Origin of the sequence: Pseudoalteromonas sp. APC 3694, from assembly GCF_030407565.1 — a bacterium.
Classification (GTDB): domain Bacteria; phylum Pseudomonadota; class Gammaproteobacteria; order Enterobacterales; family Alteromonadaceae; genus Pseudoalteromonas; species Pseudoalteromonas tetraodonis.
Window position 1 is genome coordinate 122267 of the sequence record NZ_JASDDE010000003.1, and the last position, 19494, is coordinate 141760.

Genomic DNA, 19494 nt, shown 5'->3' on the forward strand with positions numbered 1-19494 from the left:
TAAATTTAAGCCGGCATTTATACCAATTTATTGAACATTTTGCCAGTTTATACTGCAAATACAGGGTATAACTTTAATTTATAGTGATAATAAGTCAGCTAAATACTATTGTGCAGACCTAATTGCTGCAGGGATTGATAAAAAATGGCCTCACTTTTCCAGCCATGGCGGGTGATCTGTTGATTTAATATCTGCTGTTGCCATGCTGTTAATGGCTGGTTAGGTTTAAGTACGCGCTGGGCTACAACTTTAAAAGCTGCCCACAACTTAGCGCTATCATCGAGCTGCTTTTTAGGCAATGTTTCAGCTTTTAATAACGCTATTGCCCAAGGGTCGCTACTAAGTAATTCATTGAGCTCGTTAGTTAAATGAGGGGTATCAACATTGTTTATGCCAAAAAATGTGCATATTGGCGTATCTAAGGATTTATTCGGTGTTTGGTCTAAGGTGATTTTTCTAGAAACTTCTGGGCTGTAATTAATTAATAGATAATATAAATAGGCATATAGGCTCAAACTAATGCGTTCACTTTGTAAATTTTTATCGTGTTTTACTAACAGCTCTACAATGTTGACTAAACAACCCATGCGGGTACACAAAAATGTATGTAAAGGATGGGCAATACTATTTACTAACTGCTCGAAAACCATGCCTTGAATAATCGCAGGGGCCTTATCGTAACCGACCATAGACAAGCTATGCCTTAAATCTTTTGCCGGTTGCAGCTCTTTATTATACCGTTTTACTGCATGGCACACTGATTTTATAACATTAGGATAAGGGGTAAGTAATGTATTTAATGCTTTGTAACTGTACTCTTGTTGGTTTTTTATTTGTTTAACTAATTCGTACAAAGAGGACTGTGTATCGTCACTCTTATGAACAATATGCAGGTATTCACTGTCCCAAACTTTTAAAAACAAGCGATCGTCATTACACGGCCATGCCTTTGAGCCATCCTCTAATGATGCTTTTATTCGATACCAAGCTATTTTTGTATTGGCATTATTAACGATAATATGCCGGCCTGCCGAATCTGTAGCCAAATAAATCATCGCTTGGTCGGCATAGACCACTTGGCTACCTGGTACATATTGTCCAACGTGTGCCACTAAGTCTTTTAATAGCCTCTGTGCGAATGAGTTGGGGGTTCTTATGTACAAATCAGCTACGGCTTTATAAAAACTAATATGCTGCTGTTTTGCGTTGCAGGTTACGTTAAGCGCCAAAATATTTGCCAAAGCAACCAATACACTGGCTCCGTCATAAAGCATGACTTTAGGCGTGTTTAATAATGCGTGTTTGTATTTGGCTAGTTTAGCTAAAATATGGGCAATTTGATGTGCTGGTTGTTGTGATGTCAATATCACTTTGGCAGCGAGTTTATGGCGTAACTGCCACATTTTAGTGTCGGTATTAGTAAATGTTTGCTGTTGGGCTAGTTTATTCAACTGATTAGCAACACAAAGGTGTTCCACCAATGAGGCACTGATATAAAGCTCTGTTAAGTGTTTATCGTAATTTTGGCTAGCACTTAATGCACAAGTTAAAACACATTGATTAACCACTAAATTGGTTGCAAAGCTATAGTGTGTTTTATACAAATTGAGCTGAGCTTGTAACGCTGCTGGGTTTTGTTTATATAACGATGCATATTGCTCTGCAAGTTTACAAACAATCGGGTAAAAAGTATGCCACTGGTTTTTATTATTATGTGAACTTAAAAGCAACTGTGTGCTTTCGAGTAGCTTTTTTAGGTTACCCGACAGTGGTGCTTCCATTAAATTGTTCCATCATTTTGCTCAAGGTACTTTTCATAAGCACTTGGGCCCCACATTATTAATTGGCCGTTTTTAAATAATAACCCGGTACATTCATCCATTGTTGTAATGCCATCCGAGGTTTTATGCTGGGTACGATAAAATATAACTTGCCACACTTGTTCACCATCACGCTTGGCGTAGGTTAAATCTGGGCTGCCTAAATATTCAAGCACAGCGTTTAGCGTAAAAGCATCTTCTAAGCGCAGTTTTTCAATATAGCGTTTATTGAATGCTTCGCGGTCTTGCCAAATCATTGCTTGTGGATCGTCTTTATAAAACATAATAACCGACGTGGCTATCAGTGCATATAAACCTAATCCCAATATCAAATACCTAAAAAACTTTTTAAACATTGCCTACCCAGACCAATATAACTATTACTAGTATACGTATTGCGATCGTTCAGTGCCATTAACTTGCGACTAATTAAGCCTTAACTGCTTTAAACTAAAGCCTAAGTGGATATCAGTACGCAAACTCACCAGTTGTTTAGAAATAACAAACATATCCATATCATCAGCAAGCTTTTTTTGTAAGCGCGCACTTAATGATTCATCGCTTAATGCCTCTTCGAGAGTGTTGTACTGATTCACTAATTGTTGCGCCGATTTAACACCAATGCCTTTAACACCTGGAATGTCATTGGTTTTGTCTCCTGCCAAGGCCCAAAAGTCGATGAGTTTGTGTTGTGCCACGCCAAAACGTTCTTGGATATGCTGCTGTGTGAGCTGTTGCTTTTTAAAGTAATCATACACTTCAATTTGCTCATTTAAATGCGGTAAAAACCCTTTATCGGTAGAGACAATAGTGTTATTTATCTGATTGTTGGCGGCTTTATGGGCTAATGTTGCAATAATGTCATCGGCTTCATCGTTAGTCGGCTCAAATACCACAATGCCGGTTTCTTCAATGGCCGCTTTAAAATGTGGCAAGGCTTCTTTTAACGTTTGTGGCATCGGGGCGCGCGAATGTTTGTAATCTTTGTAAAAGTGATAGCGCCAACTTTTATCGCCATCAAATACAGCAATTGCATGGGTTGCATTAGTGGTTGTTATGAGTTTTTTGCAGGCATGTGCTACTCGAGCGCAGCATGCTTTTAACATATGTTCGTCGCTGTGATGCGTTTGGTTAGCATCAACAGCATAGATGCGCCTAATTAAATTAAGCGCATCAATAAGGAGTAAATGGGGATTCAATTATAAACTCACGCTTTTATTGTATAACAAGGAATATACTTACTTCCGGGAAGTTTCATTCTACCTTGTTCTACAAACGCTTGTAAAAGTGTGTCCATTGCTTTCATTAAATCAGGCTCGCCACTGAGGACATACGGGCCGTCTTTTTTAATCGCATTTAAACCTTCTTCTTTTACATTTCCCGCCACTATTCCCGAAAACGCACGGCGTAAATTAGCCGCTAACTGTTGTTTGGGTTGATCAAGGTGTAAATCAAGCGACGCCATGGCCTCATGAGAGGGGTAAAAAGGTTGCTGAAAATCACTGTCTATTTTCAAGGTCCAGTTAAAGTAATATGCATCCCCTTGGCTTTTACGGTATTCGCGTACACCATTCATTGCCGACTTTAACTTTTGGCTTACTAATTGAGGATCATCAATAATCACTTCAAATTTATCTAGGGCTGCATCGCCTAAAGTCATTTGAATGAATTGACACAGCTCCTCAAAGTAAGCTTCACTTTGTTTTGGACCGGTAAGAATAACAGGTAAACATTGCTTTTCGTTTTCAGGGTGCAACAAAATACCTAATAAATACAATAGTTCTTCAGCTGTGCCTGCACCACCAGGAAAAATAATAATGGCATGAGCGGTGCGAACAAAGGCCTCAAGTCGCTTTTCAATATCGGGTAAAATAACCAGTTCATTCACAATCGGGTTAGGTGGCTCAGCTGCAATAATACTGGGCTCAGTTAAACCTAAATAACGGTTGTTAGTTATACGTTGTTTGGCATGACCAATAGTGGCGCCTTTCATCGGGCCTTTCATTGCACCAGGCCCACAGCCAGTACAAATATTTAACCCGCGTAAGCCTAATTCGTAACCTACTTGTTTAGTGTATTTATATTCTATTTCGTTAATAGAGTGGCCGCCCCAACATACAATCATGTTAGGTTCACTATTTACTTTAAGAGCGTCGGCATTTCTAAGCATGTCAAAAACCATGTGGGTAATGGCTTTAGTTTCTTGGAGATTTTTTTCATACTTTTGGCAAATAAATAAGATATCGCGAATAACCGAAAATATGTGCTCATGTATGCCGGTGACTATGTGGCCGTCAACGAAGGCCGTTTGCGGCGGGTTCTCTAATTCAATTTTAATACCGCGTTCACGGCTTACCAAACGAATATCAAAGTCTTTATGTTTTTCGTATATATCGTTACTTACATCGGTATGGCTGCCTACATTAAGCACAGCTAAAACACAATTTCTGAATAACCTGTAACGTTCGCTTGTTGATGACTGTTCTAGTAGGTCTACTTCTAGCTGCGATAATAAATCTAATACCCCTGTTGGGTTTAACTGTATTAGCATCGGCATTCTCCTTGATACTTTTTGGGTAAATTTACTGCGTAATTATGCCTCGTACTTTAAGGTAGAAATGCATAACACTATTTACTAATGCACAGACGATCCCGGCCTGAATTTTTAGCATCGTACAAAGCTTGATCGGCTCTATCAAATGCTTTTAGAGAGGTATCACCCTCTTTAAATTGGGTTGCGCCTAGCGAAACAGTAATTTCAATTTGCTTGTCTTTAAATTTAAACGGTATCTTTTTAATAGACTGTTTTAATTTATTGAGGTGCGCTGTCGCGTTTTCAAGTGAAGTGCGTGGCATTAATAGCACAAACTCTTCGCCGCCATAGCGTGCAATAAAGTCTGATTGCCTAATCGACTTTTGCAGCGCTTTAGCAATAACTTGTAAAGTAATATCACCCGCGGTATGGCCAAATCGATCGTTGATTGATTTAAAATGGTCGACGTCTATAACAACTAGCGTTATGTCTGACGGTTGTTCGTTAAATAAATTAATTTCGTGGTTGTAACGCTCATCAAATGCCGCGCGATTAGGCAGTTTTGTCAGGCTGTCGAGTAAGCTTTTAAATCGTTGCTCATTTAAACGTTTTTTATAGTTACTGACTTTGTTTTCTAAGCTATTAATTCTTTCATTTATTTGCGTAAAGCTGGCAACTAAAATTCTGCGATCTTTTTGTTCGAGTTGCTCTTTTTCTAAAATATCTGCACTGAGTGAGCGTAACTCGCTTTCAACTAGCTGCTTTAACGCTGTGATTGAGGTCGCATTTTTTGTTTGTGTATTTAAACTTTCTAGCTTTTCACCAATGCGTTGATTTATTGAGTCAAATTCAACATTCATTGATTCAGAGTGTTCACTGGTTGATACCAATGAGCGATGCAGCTCCTCAAGTGTTTGGTTTAATGAAGCTAAAAAGCTTTGCGCTGATTCACGTTCAACGTGAATACTTTTAACAATTAAAGTAATCACATCTATTGCGGCATCAAGTAACTGGTCAACGGCTTTATTTTTAGCAATGCGTTTTTTTATTAAATACAGTGATTCGTTGGCTTCTTCTTCTAGTACGAGCTCACTAACTAATTTAAACAGCTTTTCAGTGAGTACACTTAGGTTGGGTGGTTCAAAGGTATTATTGCTTTTAGCAATTAAAGCTTGATGATAAAAGGTGATCAATTGGTTTAATATTGGGATAAACCCATGCACCGATTGTATATCGTCAAGTTGGTTATCTAATAAATGACGCAGCGTTCTGCGGGTTTCGTCAGGCAGGCCTTTCGTTTGTTGTAACTGTTTTCCTGCATTTTGTACGCTGGTTAACAGGTCGCGTTGATGCGCTAGTTGAATCGCTTCCTGATTTTTTAGCAAGGCCAAAATATCATCTACCAAAGGAGAGAAGTCTTCAAAATCCATTCCTTTGTTTAATGCGCTACGGAACTTTGCTAGGCGGTTATCAAGCTCAATATCAAGTCCTTTACAGCTTAAAGATAACTTAGCTGCAAAGTTAGAAAGGGTGTCAACTTGATGTTTACGTGCGCTTTCTATTACTTTTCTACTGTCGATTGCTTGCTTTAGTTTTTGTTCCACCGTATTGGAGCTCCTAGACACCTACAGACCATCATCGTAATACCTCTATTGTTTTAGTTTACAACAAAAACATATTAATAGTAGGTATGAGATCAAAAACTTAATGATTTTAGGGTCTGTTTATCTTTCGAGGTTGATTTTGCAGCAGTGCGTTTGGTTTTTAGGCAAGGCAGAGCCTACGTAGTGTGGTTATTCCCCATAAATAGGCGATAACGCAGCATAAATGCCAAACGCGCGCTGCCCTTTGGGTTCTTCCTAGGTGCGATTAACTCTTTGTTGCTCGATTTTTACTTAGCCCACTAGGTTACAAATCTCGCGCCGCGATTAAATCGCACCTAGATTGAACAAATTTTAATCCTGAAAGGTCAACAGACCCTAGCAACAAAATACGAGCGATCTTAAATATAAGTGTATTTATCGCTTTTAATTCACTTTTAAAATGGGTCTTGTTAATCTTGGTACAACAATACGTTATATAAAAAAGAGCCTTTATGAAAAAGCTACTTGCCTTATCAATTTTAGCTGCCTGTTCAGCACCAGCATTTGCCGACGTTAATTACGCTTTAAACATTTCTCAGCCAGAGCATCATTTAGGTGATGTGAACGTAGAATTTCCTAAAACGGCGCAGTCTTTCTTAGATGTGAAACTTCCAGCATGGCGCACTGGTCGTTATGAAATTTTAAATCTTGCCAATGGCGTTCGCTACTTTAAAGCCAGTGATGATGAAGGTAATGCATTAAAGTGGGAAAAGATTGACCACAGCACATGGCGCGTTCATTTAAATGAACCCACTGAAGTAAATATAGATTACCAAGTGTATGCCAATGAGCTAGGTAAGCGCGCCCGCCATATTGACGACAGTCATGCCTTTATTGATGCATCAGGCTTTTTTATGTTTAGCGAATCATTTCGCCAAGAGCCAGTAACGGTTGAATTAAACGTACCTAAAGTATGGCGCTCTGTGTCAGGCATGGAAAATTATAAAAATAAGCACAGCTTTAAAGCCAGTGACTATGATGTATTAGTTGATTCGCCAATCGAAACCGGTATTAACGAGCTACGCACTTTTGAAGTTGATGGTCGTGAGTACGAACTGGTGGTATGGGGTGAGGGCAATTACGATATTGAACTGATGCTAACCGATCTGAAAAAGCTAGTGGCAACGGGCAATGTAATTTGGGACAGCTACCCGTATGAGCGTTATGTATTTATGGTGCATGCTACATCGGGCGCGGGCGGTGCAACCGAACACTTAAACTCAACTATTATTCAACGCCCACGTGATCGCTTTGCTAAACGTGAAGACTATTTAGCTTTTATCAGTACAGCAGCTCATGAATTTATTCATACTTGGAATGTAAAAGCATACCGTCCTAAAGGGCTTGCGCCATATGACTACACTAATATTAATTATTCAAAATTGCTGTGGATTGCTGAAGGGTCTACCAGCTATTTTGAAGATCATTTATTAGTGCGTTCGGGTATTCAAACCACCGATGAATTTTTTAAGAACTTTAGTAAAACCATTAATCGCCACCTCACTACCCCTGGTCGTGAAGTGCAAAGTGCAAGTGAAACCAGCTTTGATAAATGGATAAATCAAGGTGGCGATCATGCACGTAATTACGGCACTAATATTTATCTTGAAGGCTCGTTATTGTCGATGGCGTTAGATATAGACCTACTTGAAAAAAGCCAAGGTAAAATAAGCTATAAAGACGTACACAACGAGCTTTATAAGCAACATAAGCTACCAGCGGGTTTTACTGAGCAAGACGTATTAGCTATTTTAAAGCAACTATCAGGACGTGATTACAGCGCTTGGTGGAAAGAAAATGTTAGCACACCAGCCAGCCTAGATTTTGATGAATTATTGGCAAAAGTTGGTTTAAGCTTTGATTTACCAGAAAAAGCCAAGGCCACACCAAGCTTAGATGCCTTTACTAAAAATACTGGTGAGTTACTTACACTTACCCATGTACGTCGCGATGGCGCAGCATGGCAAGGTGGCTTAACTACCGACGATAAACTCGTCGCTATTAACAAAAAGCATGTAGGGAAAAACTTAACCACGAGCCTAGAAACCTTTAAAGCAGGAGACAAGGTAACTGTTGATTTTATTCGCCGTGATGCATTAATGTCGACTGAGCTTGTGTTGTCTGAAGATTTCGACAAACCTAAAAAAGTAGTCGCTAATAAAAATGCTACTGCTGAGCAAAAAGCGCTGTTTAAAGCATGGATGGGCGTAGCGCATCCAAATGATGTGAAAAAAGACGACTAACATCGTGTATCATATTGTTTAAAAAGGAGCTTAGGGTCACAAACCCTTAGGCTCCTTTTTTGTTTATTGGGCGCTATATTGTAACAATTTATCTCAGCGCAGTTGACCTGACTCATACTTAATGAGTAATCTGCTGGTTCAATAATAAAAGGGATTCTATAATGCGTTTAAAACCTCTTGTTGCCACGTTGGTAGCAACCTGTTCACTGGCACTTTCTTCTGCGGCTCATGCCGATGAAGGCATGTGGCAACCTCATCAACTACCAGAGCTTGAGTCAATTTTAAAAGCCAAAGGGCTTGAAATTAGCGTTGATTCAATTTCAAAATTAACCGAATTTCCAATGAATGCGGTTATCAGCTTAGGCGGTTGTACAGCCTCGTTTGTTTCGCCAAAAGGCTTAGTTGTAACTAACCATCACTGTATTTATGGTTCGGTGCAATATAATTCAACGCCTGAAAACAACATTTTAGAAAATGGCTTTTTAGCAAAAACACCGGCTGAAGACTTACCAGCTGCGCCAGGTTCACGTGTGTACGTAACCGAAACAGTGACCAATGTGACCGACAAAGTGATTAGCGGCACTAACGAGCTAAGCGCAAAAGCACGCTATGATGCGTTAGAAAAAAATCAAAAAGCACTCGTTGCACAGTGTGAAGCTGATGCTAGTTACCGTTGTAATGTGTATTCGTTTCATGGTGGTTTAGAGTTTTACCTAATTAAATCACTGGAAATTAAAGATGTACGTTTAGCGTATGCACCTGCCATGGGCGTAGGGAAATACGGTGGCGATATCGATAACTGGATGTGGCCGCGCCATACAGGCGATTTTGGTTTTTACCGCGCCTATGTAGGTAAAGATGGCAAGCCAGCAGAGTACAGCGAAGATAACGTACCGTACGTGCCAGAGTCTTACTTAAGTGTAAGTGCTAAAGGCGTGCAAGAGGGCGATTTTGTCATGGTAACTGGCTATCCAGGGCGTACTAATCGTTACCGTATTGCGGCAGAGGTTGATTACGTATTTAACGACAGTTACCCTAAAGCGCGCATGCACAATACTAAATACGTGTCACTAATTGAAGAAAACTCAGAAGATGGCAGCAAAGCCCGTATTGCTTACGAAAGCACCATAGCAGGTTACAACAACTACATTAAAAACTATGGTTCGATGATTGAAAGCTTCAAAAAAGGCACCATGTTTGAGCGTAAAAAACAGTTTGAACAAGAGCTTACAAGCTGGATAAACAGCGATAGCGAGCGTAAACAGCGCTACGGGAATGTGCTTAATGAGTTATCGGCATTAGTAGCTCAATCGCAAGAGCACAGTGAGCGCGACCGTATGGTAGGCTATGTTCATCGTTCACAAATGATCAGCACGGCACGTCGTTTATACCGCTTAGCGGTTGAAAAACAAAAGCCAAATAGTGAGCGCGAATCAGGTTACCAAGAACGCGATTTACCGCGTATTAAATCTTCTCTTGAGCGTATGTCACGTCGCTTTGATGCCAATGTAGATAAAGCTATATTACTGCACTTTTTAGAGCAATATGCAGCATTACCTAAAGCAGAGCGATTTAGTGAAATTGATAAAGCTTTTGCTTTAGAAAACGGTTTTGATAAAGCAAAACAAAGTGCATTGCTAGATGAAATGTATGCCAAATCAAGATTAGATAACGAAATTGTACGTAATTCATTATTTGAACAAACACTAAGTCAGCTTAACCAAAGCCAAGACCCATTCATGCAATATGCAAAAGCTATATTTGCTGTGATGAAAGCCGAGGAAGATAAGTCAAAAGCCCTGGCAGGTAAGTTACAAGCTGCTCGCCCAGAGTTAATGAGTGCAATTATTGCCTTTAACAAAGCGCAAAACAAACCGGTTTACGCCGATGCAAACAGCACATTACGTGTAACTTACGGCACGGTAGGCGGTTATTCTCCGCAAGATGGATTAGTGGCTACGCCGTTTACTTCACTTGAAGGCTTATTGGCTAAAAACACCGATGTTGACCCATTTAATGCGCCTAAAAAGCTGCAAGAGCAAATTAAAGCTAAGCTTTATGGTGATTACACTGGTGGCATGAATACTGTTCCAGTTAACTTTTTATCAAATGTAGACACGACAGGCGGTAACTCAGGTTCGCCAACGCTTAACGGCAATGCCGAGCTGGTGGGTTTACTGTTTGACGGTGTGTACGAAAGCATTATTGGTGATTGGGATTACAACCCAGAACTAAACCGCTCAATTCATGTAGATTCGCGCTACATGCTGTGGGTAATGGATAAAGTAGATAACGCCCAAAACCTATTAGACGAAATGAAAATCGTAAAATAAATAGCAGTTAAAATAACAAAAGGCGCTTACCTTAACCGGAAGCGCCTTTTTTGTTTAAACATTTTTGGCGATTAATCTAACTTAAGCTACGGGCTACGGGCTACGAGGTTCGGGTTGCGGGGGGAGCTAATTTGTTTTTAGCAGTAAGTATCTTTAGTAGCAGCGATTTTATATCGCGTCAGAGTTAAGCCTAAATAAGTATTTACCACCGGGTACGCTGATGACATAATCATTTTAGTAAATACGAAAAGCGAAGGACTCATAATCCAACGGGAAGTTACTGCGTTTATCACTCAGCGATTAAAACTCAAAGTGAATGAATCGAAAAGTCGAGTCGGTCCCGTATCAGGCTCGAAATTTCTCGGGTTTACCTTCCTTTACGCTCAAGTTCAGATCCACGAACAGGCGCTAAAGAAATTTAAAGCAAATGTAAGAAAACTCACTAACCGCAACTGGGGGATCTCAATGACCCTACAAATTCATAAACTCACGCAGTATTTACGCGGCTGGGGATACTACTACCTAATAGCCAACGCTTATCAACTAACAGTGGATTTAGATCATTGGATCCGTCGTAGGATAAGAATGTGCTACTGGCGGCAATGGCGTAAACCTCGCACCAAAGTACGCAGTTTAATGAAATTGGGTGTTAGCGAGCGACTCGCCATAGCCTGTGGTATCACCAGTAAAGGCCCTTGTAGAAGCTCAAAAACAAAAGGAATTAACATTGCGCTAGGTAATGACTATTTAGCATCACAAGGTTTAGTGTCATTGAAAGATATTTGGATCAATATTCATTACGGGAGATGAACCGCCCATTGCGGACCCGCATGATGGGTGGTGTGGGGGCTGGAGGTTAGAGACCTCCGGCTACCCGATTAGATTACTCAAGCATCAAGCGTGGCTTTTGCTCGTCTTCTACTTCTTTCTTAAGTTTATTTATAGTTCTCTTAACTATTTGTATAGAGCGTGATGCACCTATCAACTCGAACCTTAGTTCATTAATTTCACAGGCATTTTTGTCGCGAATACCATCAAACTTTTCAGCTAAAGAGAGTAATTTGTTTTCTAGCCTTGATACTTCATTTTCTTGGGATTCAATATAATTTAAAAACTTTTTCTGTTGTCGTCCATGAGAAGTGACAACAGATTTTAGGCGCCTGATATCTTTCTTTGCAATCTCAAGATCACATTCTTTTTTATCCACCTCATCTTTCAAAGGCATTAACTTGGCAAGTTCTTTTTCAATAGAGTCATAATCTGTCTCTAGCTTCTCTATCGTTGCATCTCTAATATCATTAGCTGTTTTTGCTTTTGATTCTGAACTCTTAATCATTATATTAGTTATAAAAGTCGCTAAGCCGAGTGTAAAAGCATTTGAACCTATAACTGTTGCTATCCATTCTCCAGTTGTCACGGGATTCTCCTAGTAATCTAACGCAGAGCTAACAGGCGGAGGCAAGCGAAGCTTGCAGAAGTCCTGTTGAGCGACATGTTAGCTATCACATGGACCACAGTCGACGACTCAATTTGTCCATCGCCCGATCAGAAGCCATGTCAACGCCCCGATTCATCACAATAATCACGGCATCTTTCTTAACTGGGTCGAAGTATAAAGAAGAGAAGACACCAATATCCGCTCCCTTATGACCAATTCTTCCTTGTAGATTGTCCCTCCAAAAGAACCTCTGTCGTTCATCAATGTCGTCGGTGAGCTGTTTAGCTAGCATTTCACCTTTAAGACTATCGGAGAATACCGTATCTCCGTCGTCGCTATCCAATAAAGCAAGGATGAGCGTATTTAAGTCGTTGATGCTTGTCCGGATGCCACCATCAGGATACTGCGGGTTACCGTAGTGAGGGTGTCTTTGAAAGGTCTTATAATCAATCGGTGGATTAAAAAGCTCTGAAATGATGCCGTTTTTTATGGGCGACTTCCAATTGGCACATATTGAAATGTATGGAATGCACTGCTCTACTTCGTATGGAACCGCGAGACCTCCCAAGCCCTCAAAGTCAGCCAATAACCATCCAGTATCGGCCATTCCTAATGGAAGAAATATATTCTCTCGACTGTATTCTGACAGACTTTGTCCAGATGTTGACTCAACAATCAGACCAGCGACCGCAGCGCCAAGGTTACTGTACTCTCGCGTAGTACCCGGTGGGTTCGGCAAATAGTAATCACTTCCAGAAGCAACCAGCAATTTTTCAACATGCTCTTTTAAAGAGATATTTGAATCAGCGTTGTGGGAGTATGTTTTCGGATCATAGAAATCAGCGATACCGGACGTATGAGTAGCTAATTGCCTTATCGATATGTGCGCTGAAGATGCGCTCGGATGATCAATTTTGAATGGCAGGTAAGTGTTGATGTCATCATCCAAATTAAGGTGCCCACGCTCGGCGAGCTGCAATATAGCTATCCCCATAATCGGTTTGCTAATTGATGCAATATTAAAGGGTGTGTCAATAGTGGCAGGCTTCTTTTTCTCGATATCCGCGAACCCGTAGGCACGAATTAACTCTGTATTCCCGTTTCGGATAACAGCAATCCCCATACCCGGTATTGCAGCCTCTTCCATAACATCTAATATAAATTCATCAATATCATTATGATGCTCAGATATGGCCTTTTGTTTCGGAATAACGAGCCAAGTAGCTAGGACCGCGACAATTGCAAATGAGACAAACATTACTATTTTTCTTATTTTCATACGTTTCCTTTCTGGATTCCGTCGAGTGCGATAATCGCTCCCCGAATGAGCTAACAACTTAATAGTGCGCTCATCGCACATATTCAAACCAGCGCTGCGCTCATTTTCTTTTACATATAGTTTTAACAAATTACCTAACATATTACTATCACTAAGTTTTTATCGTGTTTAATAAATACTTAGAGGAATAATATGCGCGCTTGGCTCATTTTCTTGAATATATGAGCGAACGGTAGAATTAAATACTGCATTAAATCAAATCTCTTCAACATTCTTTAGTATATTTCATGTGCATTTTGTAACCATTAAATGCTACGTTAGATGTAACTATATTGAAGGAATAAATTATGAAACTTGAGTCTTTAGCGTTGCACCATGGTTATGAATCTGAAGCCACCACTAAGTCGGCGGCGGTGCCGATTTATAACACCTCTTCGTACACCTTTGATAATACGCAGCATGGCGCTGATTTATTTGATTTAAAAGTCCCTGGTAATATTTATACCCGCATTATGAACCCAACCAATGCGGTACTTGAGCAGCGTATTGCCGCGATGGAAGGCGGCATTGGTGCGCTGGCTGTGGCCTCGGGTATGGCAGCAATTACTTATGCAATTCAATGTTTATGTGAAGTGGGCACTAATATTGTAAGCACCAGCCAAGTGTATGGCGGTACTTATAACTTATTTGCTCACAGCTTGCCGCGCCAAGGTATAGAAGCGCGAATGATTAAAGCCGATGATTTTGACGGCTTTGAAAACGCCATTGATAAAAACACGCGTGCGGTTTTTTGCGAATCAATTGGTAACCCAGCTGGGAATATTGTCGATATTGCTCGCCTTGCGAAAATTGCCCACAGCAAAGGGGTGCCTTTAATTGTAGATAACACCGTGGCTACGCCGTATCTGTGTCGTCCATTTGAGTTAGGTGCCGATATTGTGGTGCACTCACTCACTAAATACATTAACGGCCATGGTACCGCGATTGGCGGCATGATTGTTGATTCGGGCAAGTTTGACTGGAAAGCCAATGCCACCCGTTTTGCGATGATGAACGAGCCTGATCCGTCGTACCATAATGTAGTGTATACCGATGCGTTTGCTGAGGCGGCGTTTATTGGACGTTGTCGCGTTGTACCCCTTAGAAATACCGGTGCGGCGCTTGCGCCTAAAAACGCCTCTGATATTTTAATTGGCCTTGAAACGTTAGGGCTAAGAATGGATCGCCACTGCGAAAACGCGCAAAAAATTGCTGAATATTTAGAGAGCCATCCAAAGGTGCTTTGGGTTAATTACGCGGGATTAAAATCAAGCCCATATAACGAAATGAGCCAAAAAATTACCAACGGTAAGGCGTCAGGTATTTTAAGTTTTGGCATTGCCGGTGGCCTTGAAGCCGGTATGCGCTTTATTGATGCCCTTAATATGATTTTACGTTTGGTAAATATCGGCGATGCTAAATCGCTGGCGTGTCATCCTGCATCTACCACGCACCGCCAATTAAATGATGAAGAACTGGCCAATGCGGGCGTTAGCCGCGATTTAATTCGTTTATCTGTGGGTATTGAAAACATTGATGACATTATTGCCGATGTAAGCCAAGCGCTTGATAAGGCCTAAATTGTACAGTAAATACCTCAAACTTTTTTGAGGTATTTATTTTTGTAATCAAAAAGGAGTGCAGATACATGAAATTTTTAATTTTTCTCGGTTCGGTTAGAAAAAGTAGCCCACCTAAGCCTGCGCGTTTAGGGGAGAGAGTAGCAAAAGCATGTGAGCGTTGTTTGCTTGAGCACTACTCTGAACACGAAATAGAGCTTATTGATCCGCTCGATTACGATTTAAACCCTGTGTTTAAACCGCACTTTGCCTATACGCAGGCTGAGGTACCTAAACAACTTGATGATTTAGCAGCAAAAATTAAAGCCAGCGATGGCTTTGTTATGGTGAGCCCTGAATATAATCATTCGATGAGCCCAGCACTCGCTAATTTGCTTAACCATTTTGGAAGCTCGTTATTTGGCTATAAACCCAGCGCAATTGTTACCTATTCTGCAGGGCAGTGGGGCGGCGTGCGCGCTGCTGTTGGCATGCGCAGCTTTTTAAGTGAACTGGGCTGTTTGCCGGTATCAGCAATGATCCATGTACCAAAAGCACAGGATGTGTTTATTGAAAGTGGTGACGCAAATAATGCGGCAGAGCAAACATCATGGGATAGCTATTTTTCGCGCACCTTTAATCAATTAATTTGGTGGGCAGAAGGTGCTAGCAAACAACGTGAAGCGTTAGACCCTAAGCAATTAAGCAAAGACTTTAAACGTGACCCATCACAACGTAATGCACCTTAATGGTTATAAATTTAAGCTAGTCTTTTTTGGCGTCTTCACGAGGGGAGGCCAATATAGCTTGCTTTTGCTCATCGGTTAAAATAATCCAGTCGAATATTTCGTCACTTGTGCGCCCGCACCCAGTACAGTAGCTATTCATTCTATAACATTCACCGATACAGTCTGTTTTTAAATGAGTGGATTGTTTACTGGGTGTTTGGCGCATACATTCTCTCGTTATTATTTAGTGGCGACGGGCTTTCCTACTTCTAACGAGGTAGACCAGGTTTTAATTTTTGATAAGGTTTTGCTGGTATAAACAGAAATAACCGGCGACTTATCATCAAGTACAAAGGTGGTGCGCAGAGAGGTTTCCGACTCTTTTTGTGTTTCTAACCAGTTGCTATTTTTTGTTAAACATTGGCGAGTGAGCTCAACGGCTTGTTGATGCATGGCAACGGCTTGTTGTTGGTCTTTGTAGTTTTCTTGACAGCGATAGGTCACGGTTTGATTGTTAAAGCTGGTTACTTGGCAGTTATTGCCAAATACGTTGTACTTTGCGCTCCACACATCTAAATAAGGTGTTTTTACTTTGGTGTCTTTTAACGCTTCAAAGCGATTGTCATAGGCGGCAATCAGCCCATCCATTTTTTCGCAGGGAGTTAGGTTATCTAGTTTAGCTTTTTGCTCAGTGGTTAAACTGCTACAGCCAGATAAAATTAGGCCAGTTAATACCAGCGATATATAGGTTTTCATAATGCGCTATCCTTTTGTAATAGCTATTCCTTGAACATTAGGGTCTATTGACCTTTCAAGGTTGAATTTGCAGCAGTCTGTTTGGTATTTAGGCAAGGCAGAGCCTATGTAGTGTGGTTATTCCCCATAAATAGGTGATAACGCAGCATCAATGCCAAACAGGCGCTGCCCTTCGGGTTCTGCCTAGGGGCGATTTACTCTTTGTTGTTCGGTTTTGACTTAGCCCACTAGGTTGCAAACCTCGCGCCGCGATTAAACCGCCCCTAGTTTGAACAAATTTTAATCCGCAAAGGTCAACAGACCCTAGTTAAAGAATACCCAAGGGAGGGAGTAAATGCTATTCGCAAGGTGTAATTTAAAGTGAATTTATGGTTTTAACATACTGAGTGCGCCACAAAATAGCGCACACAGTAACAGGCGGTTTTACTTATGACGCCCTTGTAGGCAAGTAACTGCATCGGTGAGCTCTAAGCCTTGGCGCTGTAGTAACACAATTAAGTGATATAACAAGTCAGCCGATTCGTTAGTAAGCTCATTGTTGTCGTGTTTCATTGCCGCAAGCGCCACTTCAACGCCTTCTTCACCTACTTTTTGGCAGCTGCGGCTTAAGTCTTCAGCAAATAAAGACGCGGTGTAGCTTTTAGCTGGATCGTCATTTTTACGTGCAACAATCACATCTTCAAGTTGCGCGAAAAAGCTTAAGCTTGGTTTTGCAGCATCGCCAAAACAGCTTTGCGTGCCTAAATGGCATGTTGGCCCTTCTGGGTTTGCCAATACTAAAATTGAATCGTAGTCGCAATCTGTATGCACAGAGACCACGTTTAAGTAGTTTTCTGATGACTCGCCTTTGGTCCATAAACGCGATTTAGAACGCGAATAAAAAGTAACCTTATTACTTTCAAGCGTGACAGCAAGCGCTTCGCTATTCATAAAACCTTGCATTAAAATAACGCCAGAGCGTGCATCTTGAACAATGGCAGGGATCATCTCGCTTTTTGCGAAATCAACTTGAGTTAGGTTTTCTTGCGTTACTAGCATAATCTGGCTGCCACTTGGTTATCGATTAAAAATTGTTTTAGTTCGCCAATGTTAATCACGTTTTTATGAAAAACGCTGGCTGCGAGTGCACCATCTACTTTGCTTTGTTTAAATACATCAACAAAATCTTGCATGCTGCCTGCGCCCCCTGAGGCGATTAAAGGAATGTCGCATAGCTCGCGTATTTTGCTTAGTTGCTCGTTGTCGTAACCATTACGAACGCCATCTTGGTTCATACAGTTTAAAACAATTTCGCCAGCACCTAAGTCTTGCACGCGTTTAACCCATTCTTCGGTTTTATATCGGGTGCGGCTTGACGCATTAGGATCGCCAGTAAGCTGATACACTAAGTATTCACCGGTTGTTTCATCGTAAAAGCTATCAATACCAACAACTACACACTGCTTGCCAAACTCATCATGTAATTCTTTAATTAGCTCTGGACGCGCAATTGCAGGGCTATTAATACTGATTTTGTCAGCGCCGCGTTCAAGTACTCGCGCTGCATCGGCTACCGACTTAATGCCACCCGCTACACAAAATGGAATATCGATATGGCGGGCAATGTTTTCAACCCAATTAACATCGAGTAAGCGTTTTTCAACACTTGCACTGATCTCGTAAAACACCAGTTCATCAGCACCGGCTTCGCTGTAGGCTTTAGCTAGGGTAAGTACATCGCCAACCACTTCGTGGCCTTTAAATTTAACCCCTTTAACGACCTGTCCATCTTTTACATCTAAACAAGGAATTATGCGTTTTGATAACATGAGAATGCCTCGTTTTTAAAATTTTGATTTGAAATAAAGCTGTTTTTACATTTATTGTTTGTATGACTAAATAGAAGACACATAGACTGCACTTGATATGTTATTTATTTGATAAATTTGAATAGTTAATTTAATGAATGAATCTTAATGCATTACTATGCAATGAATTCTTAACCCCACTATATAATAAAACTCCAACTATGTTAATCGCTAAAGCTAGAACTTAAAGTGATAATTAATGCCTTAAAAAAGTATTCGCTTCAAAGCTTATTTTAAATTTATAAAATACTAAATTTAAAATGTTTATTTGGAAAAGCGATAACAGTTTCTGCCAGAGTTTTTAGCTTCATAAAGTGCTTGGTCTGCCTGTGTTTTAAGCTTAATGCTGGTTTGAGTTTCTGACGCGCTGGTTGCAATACCAATGCTTATACCTAAGCTGCATTGCTGATCAAAAATAGTAAAGGGGGTGTTAATACTTGTGATAATTCGCTCTGCAATATCCGCTATTGCTTTTTTATCGTTTAACTGAGGAAGAATTGCTGCAAATTCATCTCCTCCAATGCGCGCAATAATGTCTTGTTGTCGTAAACAACTTTTGATGCGAATCGCCACCTCTTTAAGAACTTCATCACCTGCACCATGGCCTAATTCATCATTGATGGGTTTAAAGTAATCTAAATCAAGGTACATAAGTACCAAAGGGCAGGAAAGCTGCGTTGCTTTTATGATTTCTAAATCAAGCTGCTCCAAAAAAATACGGCGGTTATAAAGCCCTGTTAAACTGTCAAAATAAGCATAGTTTTCTACTTTGGCTTGATATTTTCTTCTTTTAATTGTGTTTATGGCAAAAGTATAAATAACAAATATCATTAACGTCATAATACCAAGATAAAGAGCGATAATAAGTTTCTTTAAGCTACTAAACTCACTCTCTATTTTAGCCAGCGGGACTTTATTTATTAATGTCCATTCGGGTCTGTTTATTAGGCTATTAGCGATATTATTTGGGAGCAACATGTCGTTTAATAAAGTTAAGTGCTCATAAATATAAACATTGTTTTCATTTTCAATAATTTCATTCGCTTGGGTTTGCATGCTTTGCCATATGTGTGGCTGCTGATCTTTAAAACGATGTTGCGGTTTGTTAGCAAACATAAATGACCATTGCTTATTGGTAGCTCCAAATAACCAATAGCTGTCTTTATTAAGCAGCATAATATTGCCTGATGAATTTTTTGAGATATTGTCTAATTGGCTAAGTAACCTGAGCTGCACATAAGAAATGGAACTAAATGCCCTTGCGGTGATCAGATCT

17 protein-coding genes are annotated in these 19494 nt (G+C 40.4%); 5 read left to right on the forward strand and 12 right to left on the reverse strand.

The window, feature by feature from the left end; translation table 11 throughout:
* Positions 1-98: 98 nt before the first annotated feature.
* From QMA00_RS02355 to QMA00_RS02375, 5 genes are all read right to left on the reverse strand, one after another.
* The gene (locus tag QMA00_RS02355) at positions 99-1781 is read right to left on the reverse strand and encodes a hypothetical protein (RefSeq protein WP_290155838.1); all 1683 of its coding nucleotides are present in this window, start codon (positions 1779-1781) and stop codon (positions 99-101) included.
* Positions 1781-2176 carry a DUF3192 domain-containing protein gene (locus QMA00_RS02360; protein WP_024600863.1) on the reverse strand — a complete coding sequence of 132 codons (396 nt, stop codon included), beginning with the start codon at positions 2174-2176 and terminating at the stop codon, positions 1781-1783. Before QMA00_RS02360 ends, QMA00_RS02355 begins: the two co-directional genes overlap by 1 nt.
* 69 nt (positions 2177-2245) lie before the next feature.
* A complete protein-coding gene (xni, locus tag QMA00_RS02365; protein ID WP_013463270.1) occupies positions 2246-3019 on the reverse strand; it encodes a flap endonuclease Xni in 774 nt (257 codons plus the stop codon).
* Positions 3020-3027: 8 nt separating this feature from the next.
* Positions 3028-4371: a nucleotide 5'-monophosphate nucleosidase PpnN gene (gene ppnN / locus QMA00_RS02370; RefSeq protein ID WP_013463271.1), complete on the reverse strand. Its 1344-nt coding sequence runs from the start codon at positions 4369-4371 to the stop codon at positions 3028-3030.
* Positions 4372-4448: 77 nt separating this feature from the next.
* Positions 4449-5957 (reverse strand): GGDEF domain-containing protein, encoded by a 1509-nt coding sequence (locus QMA00_RS02375; protein ID WP_083703512.1) that lies wholly within the window; start codon positions 5955-5957, stop codon positions 4449-4451.
* A 491-nt stretch (positions 5958-6448) separates the two neighbouring features.
* Here QMA00_RS02375 and QMA00_RS02380 point away from each other — a divergent pair, with 491 nt between their 5' ends.
* The 3 genes from QMA00_RS02380 (at position 6449) to QMA00_RS02390 (ending at position 11382) form a co-directional block, all read left to right on the forward strand.
* Entirely contained in the window at positions 6449-8239 is a 1791-nt protein-coding gene (locus tag QMA00_RS02380) for a M61 family peptidase (protein WP_290155842.1), read from the forward strand.
* Between the two features lie 161 nt (positions 8240-8400).
* Complete coding sequence (locus QMA00_RS02385; protein WP_010388890.1) at positions 8401-10572, forward strand: S46 family peptidase; 2172 nt, start codon at positions 8401-8403, stop codon at positions 10570-10572.
* Positions 10573-10884: 312 nt separating this feature from the next.
* Positions 10885-11382 (forward strand): group II intron maturase-specific domain-containing protein, encoded by a 498-nt coding sequence (locus QMA00_RS02390; protein WP_290155844.1) that lies wholly within the window; start codon positions 10885-10887, stop codon positions 11380-11382.
* A 73-nt stretch (positions 11383-11455) separates the two neighbouring features.
* Here the strand turns inward: QMA00_RS02390 and QMA00_RS02395 are convergent, their stop codons facing one another.
* On the reverse strand, positions 11456-11989 hold the full coding sequence (locus QMA00_RS02395; protein WP_076921831.1) for a hypothetical protein: 534 nt from the start codon (positions 11987-11989) through the stop codon (positions 11456-11458).
* Positions 11990-12074: 85 nt separating this feature from the next.
* Complete coding sequence (locus tag QMA00_RS02400) at positions 12075-13289, reverse strand: serine hydrolase domain-containing protein (protein ID WP_076921832.1); 1215 nt, start codon at positions 13287-13289, stop codon at positions 12075-12077.
* A 347-nt stretch (positions 13290-13636) separates the two neighbouring features.
* Here QMA00_RS02400 and QMA00_RS02405 point away from each other — a divergent pair, with 347 nt between their 5' ends.
* Together QMA00_RS02405 and QMA00_RS02410 are read left to right on the forward strand one after the other, a co-directional pair.
* Positions 13637-14908, forward strand: a complete 1272-nt coding sequence (locus QMA00_RS02405; RefSeq protein WP_076921833.1) for an aminotransferase class I/II-fold pyridoxal phosphate-dependent enzyme — start codon at positions 13637-13639, stop codon at positions 14906-14908.
* 68 nt (positions 14909-14976) lie between these two features.
* Complete coding sequence (locus tag QMA00_RS02410) at positions 14977-15636, forward strand: NAD(P)H-dependent oxidoreductase (RefSeq protein ID WP_076921834.1); 660 nt, start codon at positions 14977-14979, stop codon at positions 15634-15636.
* A gap of 16 nt (positions 15637-15652) precedes the next feature.
* Here the strand turns inward: QMA00_RS02410 and QMA00_RS02415 are convergent, their stop codons facing one another.
* The 5 genes from QMA00_RS02415 to QMA00_RS02435 form a co-directional block, all read right to left on the reverse strand.
* Complete coding sequence (locus tag QMA00_RS02415) at positions 15653-15841, reverse strand: DUF1289 domain-containing protein (protein WP_076921835.1); 189 nt, start codon at positions 15839-15841, stop codon at positions 15653-15655.
* A gap of 14 nt (positions 15842-15855) precedes the next feature.
* Positions 15856-16371: a hypothetical protein gene (locus QMA00_RS02420; protein WP_076921836.1), complete on the reverse strand. Its 516-nt coding sequence runs from the start codon at positions 16369-16371 to the stop codon at positions 15856-15858.
* Positions 16372-16794: 423 nt separating this feature from the next.
* On the reverse strand, positions 16795-17409 hold the full coding sequence (hisIE, locus tag QMA00_RS02425; protein ID WP_076921837.1) for a bifunctional phosphoribosyl-AMP cyclohydrolase/phosphoribosyl-ATP diphosphatase HisIE: 615 nt from the start codon (positions 17407-17409) through the stop codon (positions 16795-16797).
* Positions 17403-18179 (reverse strand): imidazole glycerol phosphate synthase subunit HisF, encoded by a 777-nt coding sequence (gene hisF, locus QMA00_RS02430; RefSeq protein WP_076921838.1) that lies wholly within the window; start codon positions 18177-18179, stop codon positions 17403-17405. The genes hisIE and hisF overlap by 7 nt, the downstream gene beginning before the upstream one ends.
* A 303-nt stretch (positions 18180-18482) precedes the next feature.
* A partial coding sequence (locus QMA00_RS02435; protein WP_290155848.1) for a GGDEF domain-containing protein occupies positions 18483-19494 on the reverse strand: 1012 nt, incomplete at its 5' end.

Coding starts and splice junctions, on each gene's coding strand:
- QMA00_RS02355 (WP_290155838.1), bottom strand. CDS start 1,781: ATGGAAGCACCACTGTCGGGTAACCTAAAAAAGCTACTCGAAAGCACA.
- QMA00_RS02360 (WP_024600863.1), bottom strand. CDS start 2,176: ATGTTTAAAAAGTTTTTTAGGTATTTGATATTGGGATTAGGTTTATAT.
- ppnN (WP_013463271.1), bottom strand. CDS start 4,371: ATGCTAATACAGTTAAACCCAACAGGGGTATTAGATTTATTATCGCAG.
- QMA00_RS02380 (WP_290155842.1), top strand. CDS start 6,449: ATGAAAAAGCTACTTGCCTTATCAATTTTAGCTGCCTGTTCAGCACCA.
- QMA00_RS02385 (WP_010388890.1), top strand. CDS start 8,401: ATGCGTTTAAAACCTCTTGTTGCCACGTTGGTAGCAACCTGTTCACTG.
- QMA00_RS02400 (WP_076921832.1), bottom strand. CDS start 13,289: ATGAAAATAAGAAAAATAGTAATGTTTGTCTCATTTGCAATTGTCGCG.
- QMA00_RS02405 (WP_076921833.1), top strand. CDS start 13,637: ATGAAACTTGAGTCTTTAGCGTTGCACCATGGTTATGAATCTGAAGCC.
- QMA00_RS02410 (WP_076921834.1), top strand. CDS start 14,977: ATGAAATTTTTAATTTTTCTCGGTTCGGTTAGAAAAAGTAGCCCACCT.
- QMA00_RS02415 (WP_076921835.1), bottom strand. CDS start 15,841: ATGCGCCAAACACCCAGTAAACAATCCACTCATTTAAAAACAGACTGT.
- QMA00_RS02420 (WP_076921836.1), bottom strand. CDS start 16,371: ATGAAAACCTATATATCGCTGGTATTAACTGGCCTAATTTTATCTGGC.
- hisIE (WP_076921837.1), bottom strand. CDS start 17,409: ATGCTAGTAACGCAAGAAAACCTAACTCAAGTTGATTTCGCAAAAAGC.
- hisF (WP_076921838.1), bottom strand. CDS start 18,179: ATGTTATCAAAACGCATAATTCCTTGTTTAGATGTAAAAGATGGACAG.